Raw genomic sequence first — 17,376 nt, 5'->3', positions numbered from 1 at the left:
TGCGCCTTCTTGTGGTACTATAAGCATTACGATAATAGAGGACGTGATAAGTATGATTAATATTCAACCACCAAAAGCGGATGTGACAATCACACAACGCAAACAGGAAATCATCGGCGACGAGGCTGTCGTCAAACCGCTTTACGGGTTTATCGACCTGCATGAGATTCCGCGCGACAAGGGCGGTATCATCCAGTTCTTCAACCATAGCGGCGATTTATTGTTTGTTGGGAAGGCCCGCAAACTTCGCCAGCGCGTTAAAAAGCATTTTGAAGACAGCGTATCACCATTGAAAAACCACCGCGATGAAGTTTACCGCATCACGGTATCGGTCGTTGAAGACCCGATGGAGCGCGACATTTACGAAACATATTTGATCAACACCCAAAAAGCGAAATACAACGTCGACAAAGTGTTTTACCAAGAGCAATAGCATGTTTTAACCCCCAGCATCGAATCGATGCTGGGGGTTGTTTTTTTCTGTAGAAAAACTCTTCCTAGTCCGCCAGCCGCTTCTCGAAATAATACTGGCTGTGCCCTTCTGGATGGTCATGGAGCACGCCGAACTCCCGGAATCCTTGTTTCTTGTAGAACTCCGGCGCCTGAAAACTGAAAGTATCGACTACCAGCAGCCGGTACTGGCGCTCACGGGAATATTGCTCGATGGCCTGCATCAATTGTTCGGCAATCCGCTGGCCGCGGCATTGCGGGTCCACCCATAAGAAATCGATGTGCATATGTCCCCAATACGCTGTTCCGGTTATGCCGCCGAGGATTTCACCCCCGCTGCCGCGGACAACAAACCCGATTGGCCCGCCAAGTGCACGCGCATTTTCGCCCAGCTTTTGCATATTATGCTCAATTACTTTCGAGCGGATAAAGTCCCGTTCCTCTTGCCCATTCGACTGAATGATTTCCATTTTCAATTCCCCCTGATTGCCCTTTATAGATTCCCTTCCATTATATCGCTGATTAATGTTTTAAGCTTTATTTCATTAGGGAATGGTACCTTATCAAAGAGCTTTTTGGGAGGAACCCGTTATGTCATCTCATCCAAAAGAAACCCCTTCTGCCTCGTGCAGAAGCGAATATGATCCGCTGCGCCTCGTACTGCTTTGTCCGCCTAAATACATGGAAATCAAGGAAATCATCAACGATGTGCAAAAGCGTTATCAGCAGGAGAACATAGACGTCGCAACGGCGATGTTCCAGCACCGCCAGTTTGTTGCGGCGCTGCAGGAATACGGAGTGGAAACTGCAATGCTCGAGCCTTCTGACCATTTTCCTGAACAAGTTTTCACACGCGACATCGGGTTTACGATAGAAGATACAGTATTCATCGGTGATATGGCCGCATCTATCCGCCAAGGTGAAGAAGAAGAATTGCAGAAATGGCTGGCCAAGCGCCAGATCCGTTTCCAATCTCTTGGCAGCCACCGCGTTGAAGGCGGCGATGTCCTCATCGACCAAGATACGATTTTTGTCGGCATCAGCAGCCGAACCTCAGAAAAGGCGATTCAGGAGCTTGAACAAAAGCTTCCTTCGTTCCAGGTCATTCCTGTCCATTTTGACGAACGTTATTTGCATTTGGATTGTGTCTTCAATATCTTGTCGCCGACTGAGGCGCTGATTTTTCCAGAAGCGTTGAGCAGCGAGACCGTCTCCATGCTCGCCGAACGCTACACCTTGATCCCCGTCAACCGCGAAGAACAGTTTGCGCTTGGCACGAATGTTTTGTCGATTGGCGGCCGCCGTGTTTTCAGCCAGCCGCAGAACAGCGAAGTAAACGCCCAATTGCGGCAGCACGGCTTTCACGTTATCGAAAACGATTTTTCCGAAATCATCAAATCCGGCGGTGCGTTCCGCTGCTGCACCATGCCTGTCATCCGAAAATAAATAAAAGGCGGCCCGTGAAATCTCCCGGGCCGCCTTTTTGCTTTATTGACTAGCTGTTTTTTCTGCAATCAGTGCCAAAAACGCTTTTACTAAGTCCGCACCGGCTGGTGTGCCGATTGACTCTGGATGAAATTGAAATCCGTAAACCGGATGGTTTTTATGCTTGACCGCCATGATAGAGCCGTCGTCAAGAGCGGTCGCTTGCACCTCCAGGCAGTCCGGCACCGTTTCTGCGCTCAATGCCAGCGAATGATAGCGCATCACAGGAAGCGGCTCTGGAAGACCGCTGAAGAGGCCCCTTCCGTTATGTTCAATGTCGGACACTTTTCCGTGCCTGATTGCCGGCGCCTCAGCGACTTCTCCGCCAAAAGCGGCTCCGATCAGCTGATGGCCCAGGCACACGCCTAGAATCGGTATGGAATCGCAGGCCGCATGGATAAGCCGGATCGATTCCGGCAAAGCGTCCGGGTGGCCAGGCCCGGGCGACAAGATAATCGCGGATGGCTGTTTGGCGATGATCTCTTCTGCACTGAGCACGCCATAGCGCACCACTTCGACCTCGTGGCCTGCTTCAGCCACTGCCTGATAAATGTTATAAGTAAACGAATCAAAATGATCAATCAACAAAATCATCCGAACACCTCCGTCAAGGAACGCGCTTTATGAAGCGTTTCTTCGTATTCCGATTGCGGATCCGAATCATGGACGATGCCGGCACCCGCTTGTACATGGACCTGTTCGTCTTTGACGACGAATGTGCGGATTGCGAGCGCCACATCCAAATTCCCGTTGAAACCGATATAACCGACCGCTCCGCCGTAAACGCCTCTGCGCTCCGTTTCAAATTGCTGGATCAATTGCATCGCCCGGACTTTCGGAGCTCCGGATACCGTGCCTGCAGGCAGACAGGAGACGAGTGCGTCAAGCGGATGCATCGCTTTACTGAGTTCTCCAGTGACTTCTGAAACAAGATGCATAACGTGCTGATAGCGTTCAATAGCCATGTATTTCGGAATTTTCACTGATCCGATCGCCGCTACCTTGCCGACGTCATTGCGGCTGAGGTCTACGAGCATCCTATGCTCCGCCTGCTCTTTTTCATCATTGGCCAGCTCTTCAGCAAGCGCAGCGTCTTCCGCTTCCGTACGGCCGCGTTTGCGCGTCCCTGCAATCGGGTTCGTAATCATATGGCCGCCTCGGACTGTCAGCAAGCTTTCCGGTGAAGCACCGACGACCGCATAGCCGTCGAAATCAATAAAGAATTGGTAAGGCGACGGATTCTGCTTGCGCAGCTTGCGGTATAGCTGGAAGGCATCTCCCGCGTAGGCCGCAGACAAGCGCTGCGACAGCACCACTTGAAAGATATCGCCTTTCCGGATATGCATTTTCGCCTGCTCCACCTGCTTGCGGAATGCTTCGGCGTCAATTTTCGAACTGAAAGCCAACGGCGGCTGATGCATTTCCGCTCTCTCCGTTTCCAGCTCGCGCAACTGCGCTTCAATCTCTTCGACTTTACCTTCAAATGAAATAATCGTAGCATCATGCTTTACATGGTCGAAAACGATGATTGTTTCGTAGAGCTGGAGATGGATATCGGGCATCTGCAAGCTATTCTCTACGGCTGCCTCGACCGGTTCGTAGACGCCAATTGCGTCGTAGCCGATATAGCCGAGCGCGCCTCCCGTAAACGGCAGCCCTTCGACAACTGCTTCCCGCACCGGCATCAGCCTTTTTAAAAGTTCAAGTGGTTTTCCAGTATGCAAAGTTTCCTTGCCAGACCTGAAATCCATTTCCCTCAATGTTTCCCCTTCTCCGATATAAGCCTTAGAAGGGTCTGCCCCAATGAAAGAATAGCGGCCTGTAGCCGTTGTTTTCAGCGAACTTTCCAGCAGGCATTTGCGAGGTCCTGCTAAACGGTTGAACACCGCAATCGGCGTCAATGAATCTCCTTCGATCTTTTTCATTTTCATCTCTGCTCATCTCCTCTGCTTGTCGATCTTCTTGGCTAAAACAAAAAAGCCCCCAGCAAAGGATATCCCTTGCTGAGGGCGGATTTAACCGCGGTGCCACCTCATGTCAAAGCTGAACCAGCTTTTCCTCTGACCCCAGTAACGCGGGGGAAACGGGCCTCCCTACTCCAACTTCAAGGGGCCACTCATAAGTCCATTCACATGTGCGCCCCGCCAGTTTCCACCTGACACTGGCTCTCTTTGAGAGGCTTTCACATGCTACTCTTCTTATTCGGCGATTTGCTCAACTATGCTCAACTCAGCTGTACATCGGCGGTGCCCATCCGGCACCTTCTGCCTTAATCCGTACAAAAAGGTTGACCTCATCTTATGAAATCCAGCCGATTTTGTCAACTGAAAGCAAAATAATATGATAATTCTGTTTCTGCAAGCCATTTTAAGGTAATCTAATACTAAGCGAGTCCATTAACTAAATGAGGGGGCAACAAAAAGATGAAAAAACATTGGTTTTTAGCAACCGCATTTTTAACTTTACTGCTGATCTTATCCGGATGTGCCGGAGAAAGCGGCGGGGATGGCGCCGAAAGCGGCGGAGACTCTGGCGACAAGACGAAAATCAGCTTCATTCATTGGCGCGGCGAAGATAAAGCGGTCCTTGATGAAATCATCACTGAATTTGAAAGCGCTAACCCTGACATCACGGTGGAAATGAACATCTATCCATCCGACCAATACCAAGGCACTGCCCAGCGGATGCTTGCAGACGGTGCGACAGGAGATGTCTTTACCTCATTCCCTGGCGCACAGTTCGAATCGATTCAAAGCGCCGGCCTGTTTGAAGATTTGAGCGGCGAGGAGTTCATCGCTAACTTTGATGAAAACCTTATTGCAGTCGGACAAAAAGACGGCAAGCAATACGCGGTCCCTTATCAGCTCGTTTTCAATATGCCCGTCTACAACAAAGGCATGTTCGATGAGCTAGGATTGGAACCTCCGAAAAGCTGGACAGAGTTCCAGGAGATGGCTGATACCTTGCTTGAAAATGGCATCACGCCGATTGCCTTCCCTGGCGCGGACATCGGACCGAACCAATTTATGAACAGCATGATGATGAACAATGCCCCTGATGAGGAAATTTTCGCCAAATTGCAAAGTGGCGAAGAGTCTTTGACAAACGAATGGTGGGTTAAAACTCTGGAAGACTTCAAATTATTGGCTGACAAAGGCTATATTCAGGAGAATGCCTTAGGCACCAATGCAGATGCTGCAATGTCGATGGTAGCCAATGAAGAAGCTGCCATGATTGCGACTGGTTCTTACCATATGGCTTCCCTCTTGAAACTGAATCCCGACTTGCAATTGGATTTGCTGGCACCGATTACAGTAGAAGAAAGTGAAGCGGTCTACGAAGGCATCAACACTGCGACTTTCATGCTCGCAGTCAACAGCAAGTCAGAGAAGAAAGAGCAAGCGAAGAAATTTATCGAGTTTTTGAGCCAGCCTGAAGTTGCATCTAAATATGCAAACGAAACTGGCCAGCATTTGACGGTTACTGACGTCACCTACGAATCAGACGCGTTGAAAAATACCGCTTATTGGATTGACGAAAAGAAAACACGATTCCAGCCGCGCTTTTTGATCACCAACGCGCAAATCGAAGCAGCCGTACTTAGCTCGATTGAAAATGTCCTGGGCGGAGAAGAACCTGCAGCTGCAGCTGAAGCTGCCCAAAAAATCGTAGACGAAAACAAGGAATGAGATTATGAGAACACCTAAATCCATCTATCTATTTTTCTTGCCTGGCCTCCTCTTATACAGCGTCTTTTTTCTGTATCCGACGGTCAGTGCATTATTCTATTCTTTCACAAATTGGGACGGCTTCAGCGATGCGTTTCAATTTGTCGGCATCGACAATTACCAGCGCGCTTTCACAGCGGATTCGATTTTCCGGAAAACCATCGGCAATAACTTGAAATTCATGTTTGTCGTTGTCATTTTTCAGACGCTTGTCGCATTGGCGTTTGCCTTAATCATGTTAAAAAATACAAAAACCACTATTTTTCTGCGTGCGTTGTATTTTTTTCCGACGATCCTGTCTTCGGTGTCTGTAGCGTTCATCTGGGCGTTCATCTACGACCCTTCCCTTGGAATCCTTAATCGCGGCCTGTCGACCATCGGCCTGGATTTCCTGGCGCAAAACTGGCTCGGAAATGCCAACATCGCCATCTACTCGCTGGCAATTACACAGGTCTGGTTCCATGCGGGCCAGATGCTCATCATTTTCGTTGCCGGCTTGCAGGCGATTCCGCAGGAAATGTATGAAGTGGCGAAAATTGAAGGGGCCAGCAAATGGCAAACGTTCCGCCAAGTCACTTGGCCGTTGCTTGCGCCTTCTGCAACCATTGTTGTGGCTTATACGACCATCCAGTCATTCAAAGCGTTCGATTTGGTGTTTGCAATGACCGGTGGCGGCCCCAATTATTCGACAGAAATCATCGCCACCTATATCTACGGCGTTGCGTTCGAAGGCTATCAATTCGGCTACGCCAGCGCCATTTCGGTCATTTTCATGATCATCATCGCCTTTATCACGTTTCTGCAATTCAAAGCATTGCGATCGGATCGGGTCTCTTATTAATGAAAGGAGGAAAACAGTGTGCTTTTCCGAAGGTTTTCCCTCATCGTCTATGCTTTGTTAATTTTGATCCCGTTGTTGGTCGTAATACTGACGTCAGTCAAAACCCTCCAGGAGACATTCGCCAATCCGCTTGGCTTTCCTGAAGGCGGCATCAAATTTGATAATTACATTGCGATTTTCCAAGAACAAACGATGGCCGGTTATTTTATGAACAGTACGATTGTGACACTTTTTTCTGTCACACTGACTTTGCTTTTCGCGTCAATGATCGCTTTTGGCATCACACGGCTCAATAGCTGGATGGGCAACGTCATGTTTATCTTGTTCACGCTTGGCATGATGGTGCCTGCGCAGGTCATCATGGTGCCGCTGTATTCGCTGATGCTCGATTTCGGGCTGACGAACAGCCTGGTGGGATTGATCTTGGTCAACATCTCATCCACGCTGCCGATAGCGGTATTCATCCTCACCGGCTTTATGAAAACTTTGCCAAAGGAATTATTTGAGGCTGCCACCATTGATGGCGCGGGCAATTGGCAAATGTACACGAAAGTCGCCATTCCGCTGTCGCTGCCGTCTTTGTCGGCCACTGCCATCTTCCTGTTTGTGATGCATTGGAACGACCTGCTTTACCCCTTGCTGTTCATCACGGACAATGCGTACAAAACCCTGCCTCTCGCATTGCTCGAGTTCCAAGGCCAGTATTCGACAAACTACCCGATGCTGTTCACCGGCGTCATCATCGCTTCTGCACCGATGGTCATCGCTTACGTCTTCCTGCAGCGTTTCTTTGTTGCCGGCATGACAGCTGGAGCAGTAAAAGGCTAATCAAAGACGACAATAGAAAAAGACAATGCCTGGTGCAAATTCGCACCAGGCATTGTCTTTTTTCGCTTCTTACCAGAAAGCGGGTTTCGCCACCATCAGCCACAGCATCAATCCCAGCAAGAGAACGTAAAGCCAAATTGATCGGTTCAGCTTACGCAGCAATGCCTTGCGGTCTGCGTTCGGCTCCTCGAATTTCCGCAGCACCGGCTTAAATGCCCGCGCCAGAAAGAAAATGGAACCGACCATTACAGCGAGCGTCAAGGCGATCCAGGAATCCGCCCATGCCCAGCCGCTTTGCCAGATGAGCAAGGCGCCGGTGGCCACCAGCACATGCCCGGCATGTTTGACGAGCCGGACAGCTGATCTAAAAGTGGCAATCTGCGATTTTAGGACAACCTCTTCCACGCCCTCCATCCGCTTCACCAGCGGAAGCAACACAAAAAACGGACCAATCGATAAAATCGCACTGAATATGTGGAGATATAAAATCACGGTATACATATTATCTATTTCTGTATCTCTTTAAATTCATGGACCCAGACGCCCATTTCAGGAAGCCACGGCATCCCCGGGTGGAATTTCAAAATCGATTGCTTGTAACCCTCAACGCTATCAAAGCCTTCTTGGCGCGCTTTCTCCTCGTTCAAATCTCCAAGTGTTTCCGCATATACCCGCTCTACGGTGAATTCGCGCCCTTCCAGCACCATCACTTCTCCGATATCTGCGTAGCGGCCATTGCGCCGCGTAGCTGTTTTCAAGCCAGCCAGCACTTTTTGCACATCTTTTTCATTTGTTACTAAACGTTCAATGGTGCAGGTTTTTGGCGGCAGCCCGCCTTTTGTATGATCAGCCATCTTTTATTCCACCTTCCATTCGTTCTGTCTCCATTATATACATTCCAACCATGCAAAAGTCATTCCCACACAGAACATCCCTTGTGTCAGAATGAAAAAGCATAAAAAAGCCACCGGTTTTCCCGGCAGCTTGCCAGCTGGAACTTCCAGCCCTTCTACTTTTTATTAATTTGCAAAGTAATGCTTGCCGATTTTCTTAATGACCGAACGTGAATAAATCCATGAATCTGTAACACCGGCAGGGTTGTAATAATACGTCGCGCCGCCTGACGGATCTGATCCCAACATCGCAGCCCGCGCCGCTTTATAAGCTGTTGAGTTCGGGTTCATTCGATATTGGCCATCGCTTACTGCGGTAAACGCATTAGGCTGAAAAATGACATTGTATGTAGAGTTCGGGAACTTACTTGAAGACACGCGGTTCAAAACAACAGCTGCCACAGCCACTTGGCCGGTATAGCTTTCCCCACGCGCTTCTCCGTAGACAGTACGCGCCAACATCTCCACTTCTTTCATTTCACTGCGTGTCATCGGGCCGGTAAAGCCGGTCGCCGGAACGCCAAAATCACGTTGAAAACGAATGACCGCGTTTTTAGTAATGGAACCATAGTACCCGGTCGGATTAGTATCGAAATAACCAAGTTTCTTCAACTGGCTTTGCAAGGCAGACACTTCATGGCCGCTGACCCCCGTATGCAAATCGGGTGCATGGGCTTGCGCGTCCGTTTGAGAAAAACTTAAAAAGAATAAAGTCATTGATAAAAATGCAAGCTTCTTGAAAATCTTCATGTTTTTGCTCCCTTCTATTTAGGGAATAGTTAGACAATCCCTTCCATTCAGTATAAAGATTGACAGTAAAGGAAGAAACCCGACAGACCTACTTGATTTCAAACATATGGAACGTTCTAAAGTCGTATGCTTTCTTGGAAAGGGACAATTTTCCATCATTTTTGCAATATTTATATGAGAAAAGCCTTAAGTGAGGCTTTATTAAAAAGGAATCCCTTAGCTTTAAAGCGAATACCTTATCACACACGAATGTCCCAAGGAGGTAATGCCATGTTCATTCCACAGCCTTTTGATGAATTCCTTGAAGTGAAATACGAACGGATCACCGACACGAGCGTTAAATTGACGTTGCCCATAAAGCCGGTTTTTACTGCCAGTTCCGGATTCATACACGGCGGCATCATTTCTACGCTCGCTGACGCAGCGCTCCGCAACGCCGTTTCGCCCGATGAAAACGGCCGGCCGAAAGTCGTCGCCATCGATTTGAATGTGACGTTTTTAAAGAAATCAAAATCCGGGACCCTGATCGCGCGCGCATTTGCCGTAAAAGAAGGTGCGAACCTCACACACGCAGACTGCATTATCCACGATGACCACGACCACGTCATCGCAAAAGCGAAAGCGATTTTGTTTAATCAATAAAAAGATCCGAAAGCGCGATGCTTTCGGATTTTCAGTAATGCATTATTTCCTTATAAGGTGCAGCTGGGCGAATTGGCCGGTTTGTTTTGCGCTCAATAACGTAAACTCCGTCTCCATGTCCATCGGCTGAAACAGCGGAATGCCGGCTCCGATTAGCACCGGGGCATACGAGATGATCAGTTCATCGATAAGCCGCTCTTTCAGAAAAGCGTGCAGCAATTGGCTGCCGCCAATGACCCAGATGCCTTTTCCGGGTTCTTTCCGGAGCCGCTCCACAAAATCGGGAATCGCTTCATCGGTAAAAGTGACATGCTCATCAGCGCCAGATGCCGATTTGGAAAATACATATGATTTTTTATCGGGATACGGATACTTGCCGTTCTCATGTTCCATCACCCAATCATACGTGCGGCGCCCCATAACGACAGTATCAATCGTTTCCATATAGTCGGCATACCCTGCGTCCCCGTCCATTTCCACTTTGAACAGCCAGTCCAATGAATCACTTTTTGTCGCAATAAAACCGTCCAGGCTTGCCGCAATGTAACAGCTGACTTTCCGCTTACTTGTCATCTCGTTGCCTCCTTATTTTTGTTCAATTTCAATCACCTGCTTCTATTTTGCCGTTTTCCTTTTTTATAATCAATGGCTTCCGCTTTGCTCTTTTGGTAAAGTGTAAGAAATCCACTCTGAGGGAGGCTCTCACATGAAAAAGATCGTCATTGTATCGGATACGCACATTCCCATCCGCGCTAAAAAGCTGCCGCAGGTGTTGGTTGCTGAATGCCAAAAGGCTGACTTCATCATTCATGCCGGAGACTGGCAGACGATGGATGTCTTTTACGAATTATCGGCCTACGCGGAAACGGACGGAGTCACTGGCAATGTCGACCCTTGGGACATTCTCGACAGGTTCGGCAAGAAGAAGATTTTCGAGATTGAAGGCTTAAAAATTGGCGTTATCCACGGCGACGGCATTCGCAATACGACGGAACAGCGGGCGTTTGAAGCATTCGCTGACGACAATGTCGACATCATCGTATTCGGCCATTCCCATATCCCCGTTATGCGCGATGCAGGCGGCGTGACGCTTTTCAATCCTGGTTCCCCTACGGACAAGCGGCGCCAGCCCCAGTACTCGTTCGGTCTGCTGGAAATCAGCGACTCCTGGCAACTCCGCCATGTATTTTTTGACAAAGAACAATAAAAAAAGTGGATCGGGCATCGCCCAATCCACTTTTTTATTGTTCTTTTCTTTTCAGCACGAAGCCGAGCTTGCTTAACGCGGTTTCAAGATTCGCTTCAATGATCTCACCTTTTAAAGCCTCTGCGAAATGTGGCACTTTTAATGCCATGAATGGCTGTATGCCGGTAATGACCGGTGTGACACCTATGATTTTCAACGCACTGACAAGCATCAGTAAATACTTGCCCACTTCCGAGTTGAGTTGTGTGACGCCAGAAACATCTATGATCAAATAATCCATTTCTACGCCGCATTTCTCCAGCACATCCTCAATAATCGCCTGTGCACGCCGTGGCGTGATATGCCCGATTACTGGCAGGATGGAGACGCCTTTCGTAACAGGCACAAGCGGAGAGGAAAGCGACTGGATTTGTTCGTTTGCTTTCTCGAGCTCCAATACATACGTCAAAAGCGCTGACATCATTTCAAACGCTTGCTGATGTTCTTCTGTAAAGTCGAAGGGCTGGTTATCCAGTCCGCAAATCGTGCCATAGATGTCGCCATTTTCATAATAAACCGGAATTCCCATGAAAGAGCCGTTATTGAATTGCGAAGCGATCTTGAGCTTTCCAGCATCTCCGCTTTTTGAGATATCGTCAATCTTCAATGGCTCATCGCCATAATTGACGCTCAGGCTGCAAAAAGTCTGTTCAAAAGGCGTGGAGCTGCCTTCTTGCACCAACTCTTCTCTGGTGTTGACCGCTTTGATGATTTTATTGGTGATGCCGTCGTTTTTCGCAATAAATAAGGTATTGATGTTCATTTGCTTGCTGAGCATATGCAAGATGTGTTCAGCAGCCTCGTCAAAATTCTGGAAGCTCCTCAGCTTTTTCATATCTTTCAAAGACATTTTCTCTTCCTCCTTCATGAGGCCGGCACCCGTCTACCGTCTTAGATTCTTTTTTTAAACATACTATTTGTTTCTGTGCTTTGCAAATTCATGCAGGGCGCTTCAGACATCCAAAGAAAAGGTTCAGGAGTTTCCACAAGCGGGTATAGCCTAACATACCCTTTTAAAGGAGCTGAAGCGGATGAATGCGAAAGAAGATAGCTTGGAAATCGAATTGCTGCATCAGACAGATTCAATCATCGAGTTTAAATGGACCCATACCGGCGACACCTGCAAAGTGAAAAGAGATGCTGAAACGATATACAGCGGCACAGGCAATTCTTTTCAGGACACTGGCTTGGAGTCGGGTGAACTTTACACGTACACAATCGAACGGCTCGATGCGTCTGGGACCGCCAAAGAACGGATCAAAATGCGGACCTCTACCGAAAACCGGTCTGAGGACTGCAACAACCTCCTCGAGCGGGCCGCCGTCACTGCCATTGTTTCCAACCCGAAAATTTCATTGGCCTGGAGTGCCATTGAAGGGCTTGAGGAATTCGAAATTTATCGGGATGGACAATTGATCGGCACTACCGAAAAAAACCAATTCTCCGATTACAGTGCTTCGAAAGAAATCGGGCACACGTATCAGGTAAGAGCCAAACGGCCTCTTGAAAAATCCGAATCCACTTTCAGTAAAGAAAAATCCCTGGCTGCCCATGTTTTCGGCTTGCTCAATATAAAGTCTTCACAAGATGAAGCGGCCATGGAAAAGTTCGGTATTACCTTTGAATTAGCCTCTGCCGATTATCTCTTATCGGGTTCACCGACAACGGATGTCGAAGACCAGAACCTTAAATGGGATTTCCGCTATAGCACATTCTTGCCTGATGACTTTTTGCTCAATCCCAATCTATTGTCATTCAACCGCTATTTTTCAGGTGACGATCGAGGGTTTGACGCCGATTCTTCCCATTACCGGACGCAAGTGAACTTCAATATCGACTTGAAGGAAAGCGACGCTGCCATCAAATTCACTAAAGACGTCGGCATCAGTATCGCTTATGATTGGCGCAAGAAATTCCGGAAAGCCGATGTGGCTTCTGCTGATGATGTCTACTTGGAAACAGTGGAAGAAGATGAACGGAACGTTACAGTGCAATTGCATCATAGTGTCGGCAACCCGCTGACCCCTTCCCCAAATATCGACTATGACGTTGCGGCAAGGTTTTACAGGGACAGCCATTACGATATTGCCGGCATGCACGATCAGGCGCCGAACCACGAAGTTTATTTGCGTACTGGTGCCGAAAGCAGCTGGAAGGAAATTCACCAAGCGGAAAGCAAAGGCCTTGCATGGATGTCCGACGCAATTGCCAGCCAGTACTGGCGCATATTCAATTTTCATTGAAAATAATTGTAAAAGGCAAAAAAAGAGCCGGAAGCGCAATGCGCCTCGGCTCTTTGTCATTTGTCCAAGAATCGTTTGCGGATATGAGGCGGCGGCAGCATGCAGCTATCAAGCTTGCCGAATACTTTATAACGGTTTTTTGCAATCACATCGTACGCTGCGTCTCCAATGAAACGCGGGAACGGCTTCAAGTAATGAGCGAGTTTCCAAAGGCCCGTCAAATGATTGGAAATCATCAATGCACCTTCCGATTTCACAAAAGCTTGCCCGTTTTTGATTAGCACCAAGCTGTCTACGTCAGCTGGCACATCGTGCTTTCTGCTGAGCTCTTTGCCGATATCGCTTTGCAGTGAAGCAAATTGATAATATCCTGCAGGGTCATGATTTATGATGAACTGGACGCTGGAGTCGCAAAAATTGCAATCTCCATCGAATAAAATAATCGCATGTTCCATTATTATTTCCTCCTTCATTAAAAAAGCCATATACATGGCTGAAACGGTTTGTCCGATTTCAACCTACATAGCTATTAAATAACCTCTTTTGCTCCTGCTCAAACACTAATGGCCTGTCACAGTCCCTTGATTGAAGAATAGTCTCCAGCCTGACGCCCTCTTTTTCCAGACCGAACTGCGCAGTGTTTCGCGCCCACTCTGTTCATTGACAATCTTATAAGTCGTCAACACCGCTTCCGGTCCAAGTTCGTGCAGCTGGAAATCGGAGATTGTTAATGGGTCCGTTGACAAAGCATGGTCACGTTCGATATCGGCACGGTAGATCATGTATCCGGAACTGCCGATTTCAAAAAATTCATCATCCAGCACCGCGCCGATTTTCTCTTTGGAACTCCGCACTTCAGGCTTGAGGTGGCTGCATTCAAGACGGTAAATCTGTTGTTTTAACTCTTCCATTCGGACACTTCCTTTAACGGTATTTCTTTAACTTTAGGCAACTGCCTGCCCCCAGTCAATAAGGCGATAAAAAAACATCCCCGCTTCTGTAAGCGGGGATATGACTTATTGTTTTTTCTCGTCATCGTAGAATTCGTCCATGTGTTTGCCCGGCTGGTCTTGTGGGCCGTCAGAAGAGCCGAAATCTTCGACATCCTCGAAACTGTCTTCGTAATCGCGCAGCCGGCTGTCGTCTTTTTTGGCTGGCCGGGAAGTCGAACTGCCTAGGGCATCTTCTTCAGGCGGCCGTGTCGTCAAATCCGGATTCTGATGAGCATGCTCAATGCACGTCAATGCTGTCGGCAAAGCTTCTAGCCGTTCGAACGGAATGTCTTTTCCGCATACTGAACACTTTCCGTAAGTCCCGGTTTGTATTGCGGCAAGCGCGTCATATGTTTCATCCAGTTCTTCTTGTTTAAACTGATTGATTGCCATTCCGCGTTCCTGGTCGAAAAGGTCCGTTGCATTGTCTGCCGGATGGTTATCGTAATTGGAAAGCTCTGTACGCTCGAATTCCTCTTTATGTTCGATGCGCCCTTCAAGCCGTTCTTTTTGTTCGATCAATATTGCCTGCATTTGTTTAAGTTGTTTGTCTGTCATGGTTATTCCTCCTCAAAAAACTGCTTGTTCTGTATATTGCCTTTTTCAGCAAAATCAAACCTGGAGGGGTTTTCAGCGCTGGCGATTCGCGATTTCAAGCTCTGTGCTGAAAAATGAATTTGACAGCGTTCTGAAAGTCTTTTACTATGAGTGAAGCTATTGAAAATTCATAAGCCGGCAACGGGAGAGGTTCATAGCATTTCACCCTCTATAAAAAACTATGGATCGACGAATTCAGCCGCCTTCAGACGCAACCGGCTTTTTCCTCTTCCTTATTTTATAGGCCTCTCTCAAGCCCACACACTTGAAGGAGGCCTTTTATATGGCAGGACGCAACGAAGAAACATTGGACCACCTAGAACTTCTCGGCAATCAAAACACGAAATACAAATTCGAGTATGACCCGGATATCCTTGAAGCGATCGATAATCTGCATACCCGCGATTATTTCGTAAAATTCAATTGCCCGGAATTCACATCGCTATGCCCGCAGACAGGACAGCCTGATTTTGCGACAATTTACTTGAGCTTTATCCCTGATAAAAAATTGGTGGAGAGCAAATCGCTGAAACTGTATTTATTCAGCTTCCGCAACCATGGCGACTTCCATGAAGATGTCGTCAACATCATTATGAATGACTTGATCAAACTGCTCGATCCCCGCTATATCGAAGTATGGGGCAAATTCACGCCACGCGGCGGCTTATCGATTGACCCTTATACGAATTACGGAAAACCAGGCACCAAATACGAAGAAATGGCTTCATACCGCATGATGAACCACGACATGAATCCTGAAACAATCACTAACCGATAATAAAAAAATCGCCAGCATGGTGCTCATGCTGGCGATTTTTCGTATAAATGTCCGGTAGAGGCTTATTCGCTTTTCACCAAATTTTTTGTGGAGCCAATTTTGCCGGTTGTTTGGTACCGACTTTTGCGGGCACCAAGAGAAAATCGGCTACGATCGGCAAATGGTCCGACACATCGGTATGCATGACTGCACTTTGGATTACTTCTAGTTGTGAGCATGAGAAAATATAATCAATCCGCGTCGCTGGGTTAAAGATTTCCCCGGTTTCTACATTTTTATAAGGGGCAGGATACGTGTAGGCATTCCCTCTTTTCATCTTCAAAAAAGCGTCCGAATAAGGACCGTTGAGTTTTTGGATATGGGGATGCTGCGGCGGCGCATTGAAATCACCTAGCACAATGCGCGGCAAATGGCGCTTGCCTGAAATATTCAGCAGTTCTCCGATGTTTACTTTAAGCTCTTCCTCTTTCAATGCAAGGTGCGTATTGAAGACATGGATATGCTTGCCTTTCACTTCCACAACCGCTTCGAGGATTCCGCGCTGCTCATTTGTGCCGAAATCACTTTTGACAGGTGTCAGGGAATGATTTTCCGAGTATTTGATCGGGTATTTGCTAAGAATGGCATTGCCGTATTGGCGGCGCGGCTGGTCGGCTAAAGCTGATTCGATGTCTAAGTTCGCTCCGAATGCGGCATGCATCCCAAGCCTTTCGCTGAGCCAATCCACTTGGTCCATAAACGAGCTGCGGTCCGAGAAGAACCGGTCCACTTCCTGCAATCCAATAACGTGGGCACATGAATCTTCTATGACCGATGCTGTTTTTTCCAAATCCACAATGCCGTCCATACCCAAGCCATGAGCAATATTGAATGACATGACTTTAACCGAAATATTCGCTTCCATTCTTCCTGCGTGCATACAAACATCTCCTTTAGAATCAAGCAATTCACTGGCAAGCACCCGAGTTAAAGTTATTGTAGCAGGCTATTGTTGCGTGTTAATATCGCACATGTTAAGGATTGTAAAGAATATGTAAAAAGGCAGCTCCGGGAAAACCGGAACTGCCTTTTGCGTTTGTTTATTGCTGAAATCCGACATACACATGAATGGCATCCCGCAGGAATTCGGCTGCTCCCGGACGGACCTTCTCATAATAGGCCGAAAAACGCGGATCGTCGGTATACATCTGCGCAAGCCCTGCATGCGCTCTTTTGCTGTAGGATGGCCAAGTGAAGTCCAGCCATTCTTTATGCAGTGCTGCCGCTTCCTGCGCAGCTGCGCTTGAGGCATCGCCCGTCTCCATTGCTTCCGCGAGTTTTGCCAGCAACCTCTTTTCAATATGCATAAAGTCACTGTACTGCGCTTCGCTCATATTGAACATTTTGGCATTTGATTGGTCAACGATATCATCGCCGTATGTCTCTCGCACTTCCTTGCCATAGCGTTGCTCATTGTCTTCAATCAGCTCTTTCTTGAAGCCTTCGAATTTTTCGCTGTCGCTCATGCTAATCGTCCCCTCCTTTGCGGAAATTGTTTTTTCCACATTATTAATCAGGCGGTCGAGCTGCGTGCGCTGCTCAAGGAGCTGGCGGCGATGCGCTTGCAAAGCTGAGGTCCCGTCGAATGCCGCATTGTTGACGATTTCTTTGATGCTTCCGAGATCCAGTCCAAGCGCCCTGTAAAAAAGAATTTGCTGAAGCTTATCCACTTCGTTGCGGCCATAGATTCGGTAGCCGGCGGAATTTTTCCGTGCCGGCTCGAGCAATCCGATTTCATCGTAATAGCGCAATGTCCTCGTACTGACACCCGCTATATGCGCGAGCTTTTGAATCGTGTACTCCATACGCCCACCTCCTGATGCATCTACTTTACACCTTGCCGTTGCGTCAAGGTCAAGCGGGA

The 17,376-nt window shown here is 48.0% G+C and carries 22 protein-coding genes and 1 other annotated feature; of the genes, 9 read left to right on the top strand and 13 right to left on the bottom strand.

Annotation, left to right across the window (positions count from 1 at the left end):
• Positions 1-52 precede the first annotated feature (52 nt).
• Positions 53-433: a nucleotide excision repair endonuclease gene (locus AC4EHB_RS13170; RefSeq protein ID WP_490981800.1), complete on the top strand. Its 381-nt coding sequence runs from the start codon at positions 53-55 to the stop codon at positions 431-433.
• A 64-nt stretch (positions 434-497) separates the two neighbouring features.
• Here the strand turns inward: AC4EHB_RS13170 and AC4EHB_RS13165 are convergent, their stop codons facing one another.
• The gene (locus AC4EHB_RS13165) at positions 498-920 is read right to left on the bottom strand and encodes a GNAT family N-acetyltransferase (RefSeq protein ID WP_490981799.1); all 423 of its coding nucleotides are present in this window, start codon (positions 918-920) and stop codon (positions 498-500) included.
• A 121-nt stretch (positions 921-1,041) separates the two neighbouring features.
• Here AC4EHB_RS13165 and AC4EHB_RS13160 point away from each other — a divergent pair, with 121 nt between their 5' ends.
• Entirely contained in the window at positions 1,042-1,896 is an 855-nt protein-coding gene (locus tag AC4EHB_RS13160) for a dimethylarginine dimethylaminohydrolase family protein (protein WP_490981798.1), read from the top strand.
• 42 nt (positions 1,897-1,938) lie between these two features.
• On the opposite strand, the gene AC4EHB_RS13155 is transcribed toward AC4EHB_RS13160, so the two are convergent.
• Both AC4EHB_RS13155 and trpE read right to left on the bottom strand, forming a co-directional pair.
• Positions 1,939-2,529 carry an anthranilate synthase component II gene (locus AC4EHB_RS13155; protein ID WP_490976298.1) on the bottom strand — a complete coding sequence of 197 codons (591 nt, stop codon included), beginning with the start codon at positions 2,527-2,529 and terminating at the stop codon, positions 1,939-1,941.
• Complete coding sequence (gene trpE / locus AC4EHB_RS13150; RefSeq protein ID WP_490981797.1) at positions 2,526-3,866, bottom strand: anthranilate synthase component I; 1,341 nt, start codon at positions 3,864-3,866, stop codon at positions 2,526-2,528. The genes AC4EHB_RS13155 and trpE overlap by 4 nt, the downstream gene beginning before the upstream one ends.
• A 71-nt stretch (positions 3,867-3,937) precedes the next feature.
• Positions 3,938-4,150 (bottom strand) — a binding site (T-box leader).
• A 208-nt stretch (positions 4,151-4,358) separates the two neighbouring features.
• Between trpE and AC4EHB_RS13145 the strand changes: the two genes are divergently transcribed.
• The 3 genes from AC4EHB_RS13145 to AC4EHB_RS13135 are packed head-to-tail and all read left to right on the top strand — an operon-like array spanning position 4,359 to position 7,332.
• Positions 4,359-5,624, top strand: coding sequence for an ABC transporter substrate-binding protein (locus tag AC4EHB_RS13145; protein WP_490976300.1), 1,266 nt, complete (start codon positions 4,359-4,361; stop codon positions 5,622-5,624).
• A gap of 4 nt (positions 5,625-5,628) precedes the next feature.
• The gene (locus AC4EHB_RS13140) at positions 5,629-6,504 is read left to right on the top strand and encodes a carbohydrate ABC transporter permease (protein ID WP_490981796.1); all 876 of its coding nucleotides are present in this window, start codon (positions 5,629-5,631) and stop codon (positions 6,502-6,504) included.
• Between the two features lie 18 nt (positions 6,505-6,522).
• On the top strand, positions 6,523-7,332 hold the full coding sequence (locus AC4EHB_RS13135) for a carbohydrate ABC transporter permease (protein ID WP_490981795.1): 810 nt from the start codon (positions 6,523-6,525) through the stop codon (positions 7,330-7,332).
• Between the two features lie 69 nt (positions 7,333-7,401).
• Here AC4EHB_RS13135 and AC4EHB_RS13130 read toward each other — a convergent pair whose 3' ends face one another.
• From AC4EHB_RS13130 to AC4EHB_RS13120, 3 genes are all read right to left on the bottom strand, one after another.
• Complete coding sequence (locus AC4EHB_RS13130; RefSeq protein WP_490976303.1) at positions 7,402-7,833, bottom strand: DUF2269 family protein; 432 nt, start codon at positions 7,831-7,833, stop codon at positions 7,402-7,404.
• 5 nt (positions 7,834-7,838) lie between these two features.
• Positions 7,839-8,186: an ASCH domain-containing protein gene (locus tag AC4EHB_RS13125; protein ID WP_490976304.1), complete on the bottom strand. Its 348-nt coding sequence runs from the start codon at positions 8,184-8,186 to the stop codon at positions 7,839-7,841.
• Between the two features lie 165 nt (positions 8,187-8,351).
• Entirely contained in the window at positions 8,352-8,975 is a 624-nt protein-coding gene (locus tag AC4EHB_RS13120) for a cell wall hydrolase (RefSeq protein WP_490981794.1), read from the bottom strand.
• A 270-nt stretch (positions 8,976-9,245) separates the two neighbouring features.
• Between AC4EHB_RS13120 and AC4EHB_RS13115 the strand changes: the two genes are divergently transcribed.
• The gene (locus tag AC4EHB_RS13115) at positions 9,246-9,617 is read left to right on the top strand and encodes a PaaI family thioesterase (RefSeq protein ID WP_490976306.1); all 372 of its coding nucleotides are present in this window, start codon (positions 9,246-9,248) and stop codon (positions 9,615-9,617) included.
• A gap of 42 nt (positions 9,618-9,659) precedes the next feature.
• Here AC4EHB_RS13115 and AC4EHB_RS13110 read toward each other — a convergent pair whose 3' ends face one another.
• Entirely contained in the window at positions 9,660-10,190 is a 531-nt protein-coding gene (locus tag AC4EHB_RS13110) for a dihydrofolate reductase family protein (protein WP_490981793.1), read from the bottom strand.
• Positions 10,191-10,323: 133 nt separating this feature from the next.
• Between AC4EHB_RS13110 and AC4EHB_RS13105 the strand changes: the two genes are divergently transcribed.
• Entirely contained in the window at positions 10,324-10,824 is a 501-nt protein-coding gene (locus AC4EHB_RS13105) for a metallophosphoesterase family protein (RefSeq protein ID WP_490976308.1), read from the top strand.
• A gap of 34 nt (positions 10,825-10,858) precedes the next feature.
• Here the strand turns inward: AC4EHB_RS13105 and AC4EHB_RS13100 are convergent, their stop codons facing one another.
• Positions 10,859-11,713 (bottom strand): GAF domain-containing protein, encoded by an 855-nt coding sequence (locus AC4EHB_RS13100; RefSeq protein WP_490976309.1) that lies wholly within the window; start codon positions 11,711-11,713, stop codon positions 10,859-10,861.
• A gap of 181 nt (positions 11,714-11,894) precedes the next feature.
• Between AC4EHB_RS13100 and AC4EHB_RS13095 the strand changes: the two genes are divergently transcribed.
• Positions 11,895-13,106, top strand: coding sequence for a DUF3238 domain-containing protein (locus AC4EHB_RS13095; RefSeq protein ID WP_490981792.1), 1,212 nt, complete (start codon positions 11,895-11,897; stop codon positions 13,104-13,106).
• A 56-nt stretch (positions 13,107-13,162) separates the two neighbouring features.
• Here AC4EHB_RS13095 and AC4EHB_RS13090 read toward each other — a convergent pair whose 3' ends face one another.
• From AC4EHB_RS13090 to AC4EHB_RS13080, 3 genes are all read right to left on the bottom strand, one after another.
• Positions 13,163-13,561 (bottom strand): thiol-disulfide oxidoreductase DCC family protein, encoded by a 399-nt coding sequence (locus AC4EHB_RS13090; protein ID WP_490981791.1) that lies wholly within the window; start codon positions 13,559-13,561, stop codon positions 13,163-13,165.
• A gap of 105 nt (positions 13,562-13,666) precedes the next feature.
• Positions 13,667-14,017 carry a nuclear transport factor 2 family protein gene (locus AC4EHB_RS13085; protein ID WP_490981790.1) on the bottom strand — a complete coding sequence of 117 codons (351 nt, stop codon included), beginning with the start codon at positions 14,015-14,017 and terminating at the stop codon, positions 13,667-13,669.
• Between the two features lie 105 nt (positions 14,018-14,122).
• Positions 14,123-14,656: a TraR/DksA C4-type zinc finger protein gene (locus tag AC4EHB_RS13080; RefSeq protein WP_490976313.1), complete on the bottom strand. Its 534-nt coding sequence runs from the start codon at positions 14,654-14,656 to the stop codon at positions 14,123-14,125.
• A gap of 322 nt (positions 14,657-14,978) precedes the next feature.
• On the opposite strand from AC4EHB_RS13080, the gene queF reads away from it, so the two are divergent.
• Positions 14,979-15,473: a preQ(1) synthase gene (gene queF / locus AC4EHB_RS13075; protein ID WP_490976314.1), complete on the top strand. Its 495-nt coding sequence runs from the start codon at positions 14,979-14,981 to the stop codon at positions 15,471-15,473.
• 73 nt (positions 15,474-15,546) lie between these two features.
• On the opposite strand, the gene AC4EHB_RS13070 is transcribed toward queF, so the two are convergent.
• Entirely contained in the window at positions 15,547-16,392 is an 846-nt protein-coding gene (locus tag AC4EHB_RS13070) for an endonuclease/exonuclease/phosphatase family protein (protein ID WP_490976315.1), read from the bottom strand.
• A 160-nt stretch (positions 16,393-16,552) separates the two neighbouring features.
• On the bottom strand, positions 16,553-17,317 hold the full coding sequence (locus AC4EHB_RS13065; RefSeq protein ID WP_490976316.1) for a MerR family transcriptional regulator: 765 nt from the start codon (positions 17,315-17,317) through the stop codon (positions 16,553-16,555).
• Positions 17,318-17,376: the final 59 nt, after the last annotated feature.

The sequence above is a fragment of the Planococcus sp. TJ-302 genome (assembly GCF_058268455.1).
Note: the sequence above shows the minus strand (reverse complement) of the source record. Positions and strands in the feature narration are given on the sequence as shown.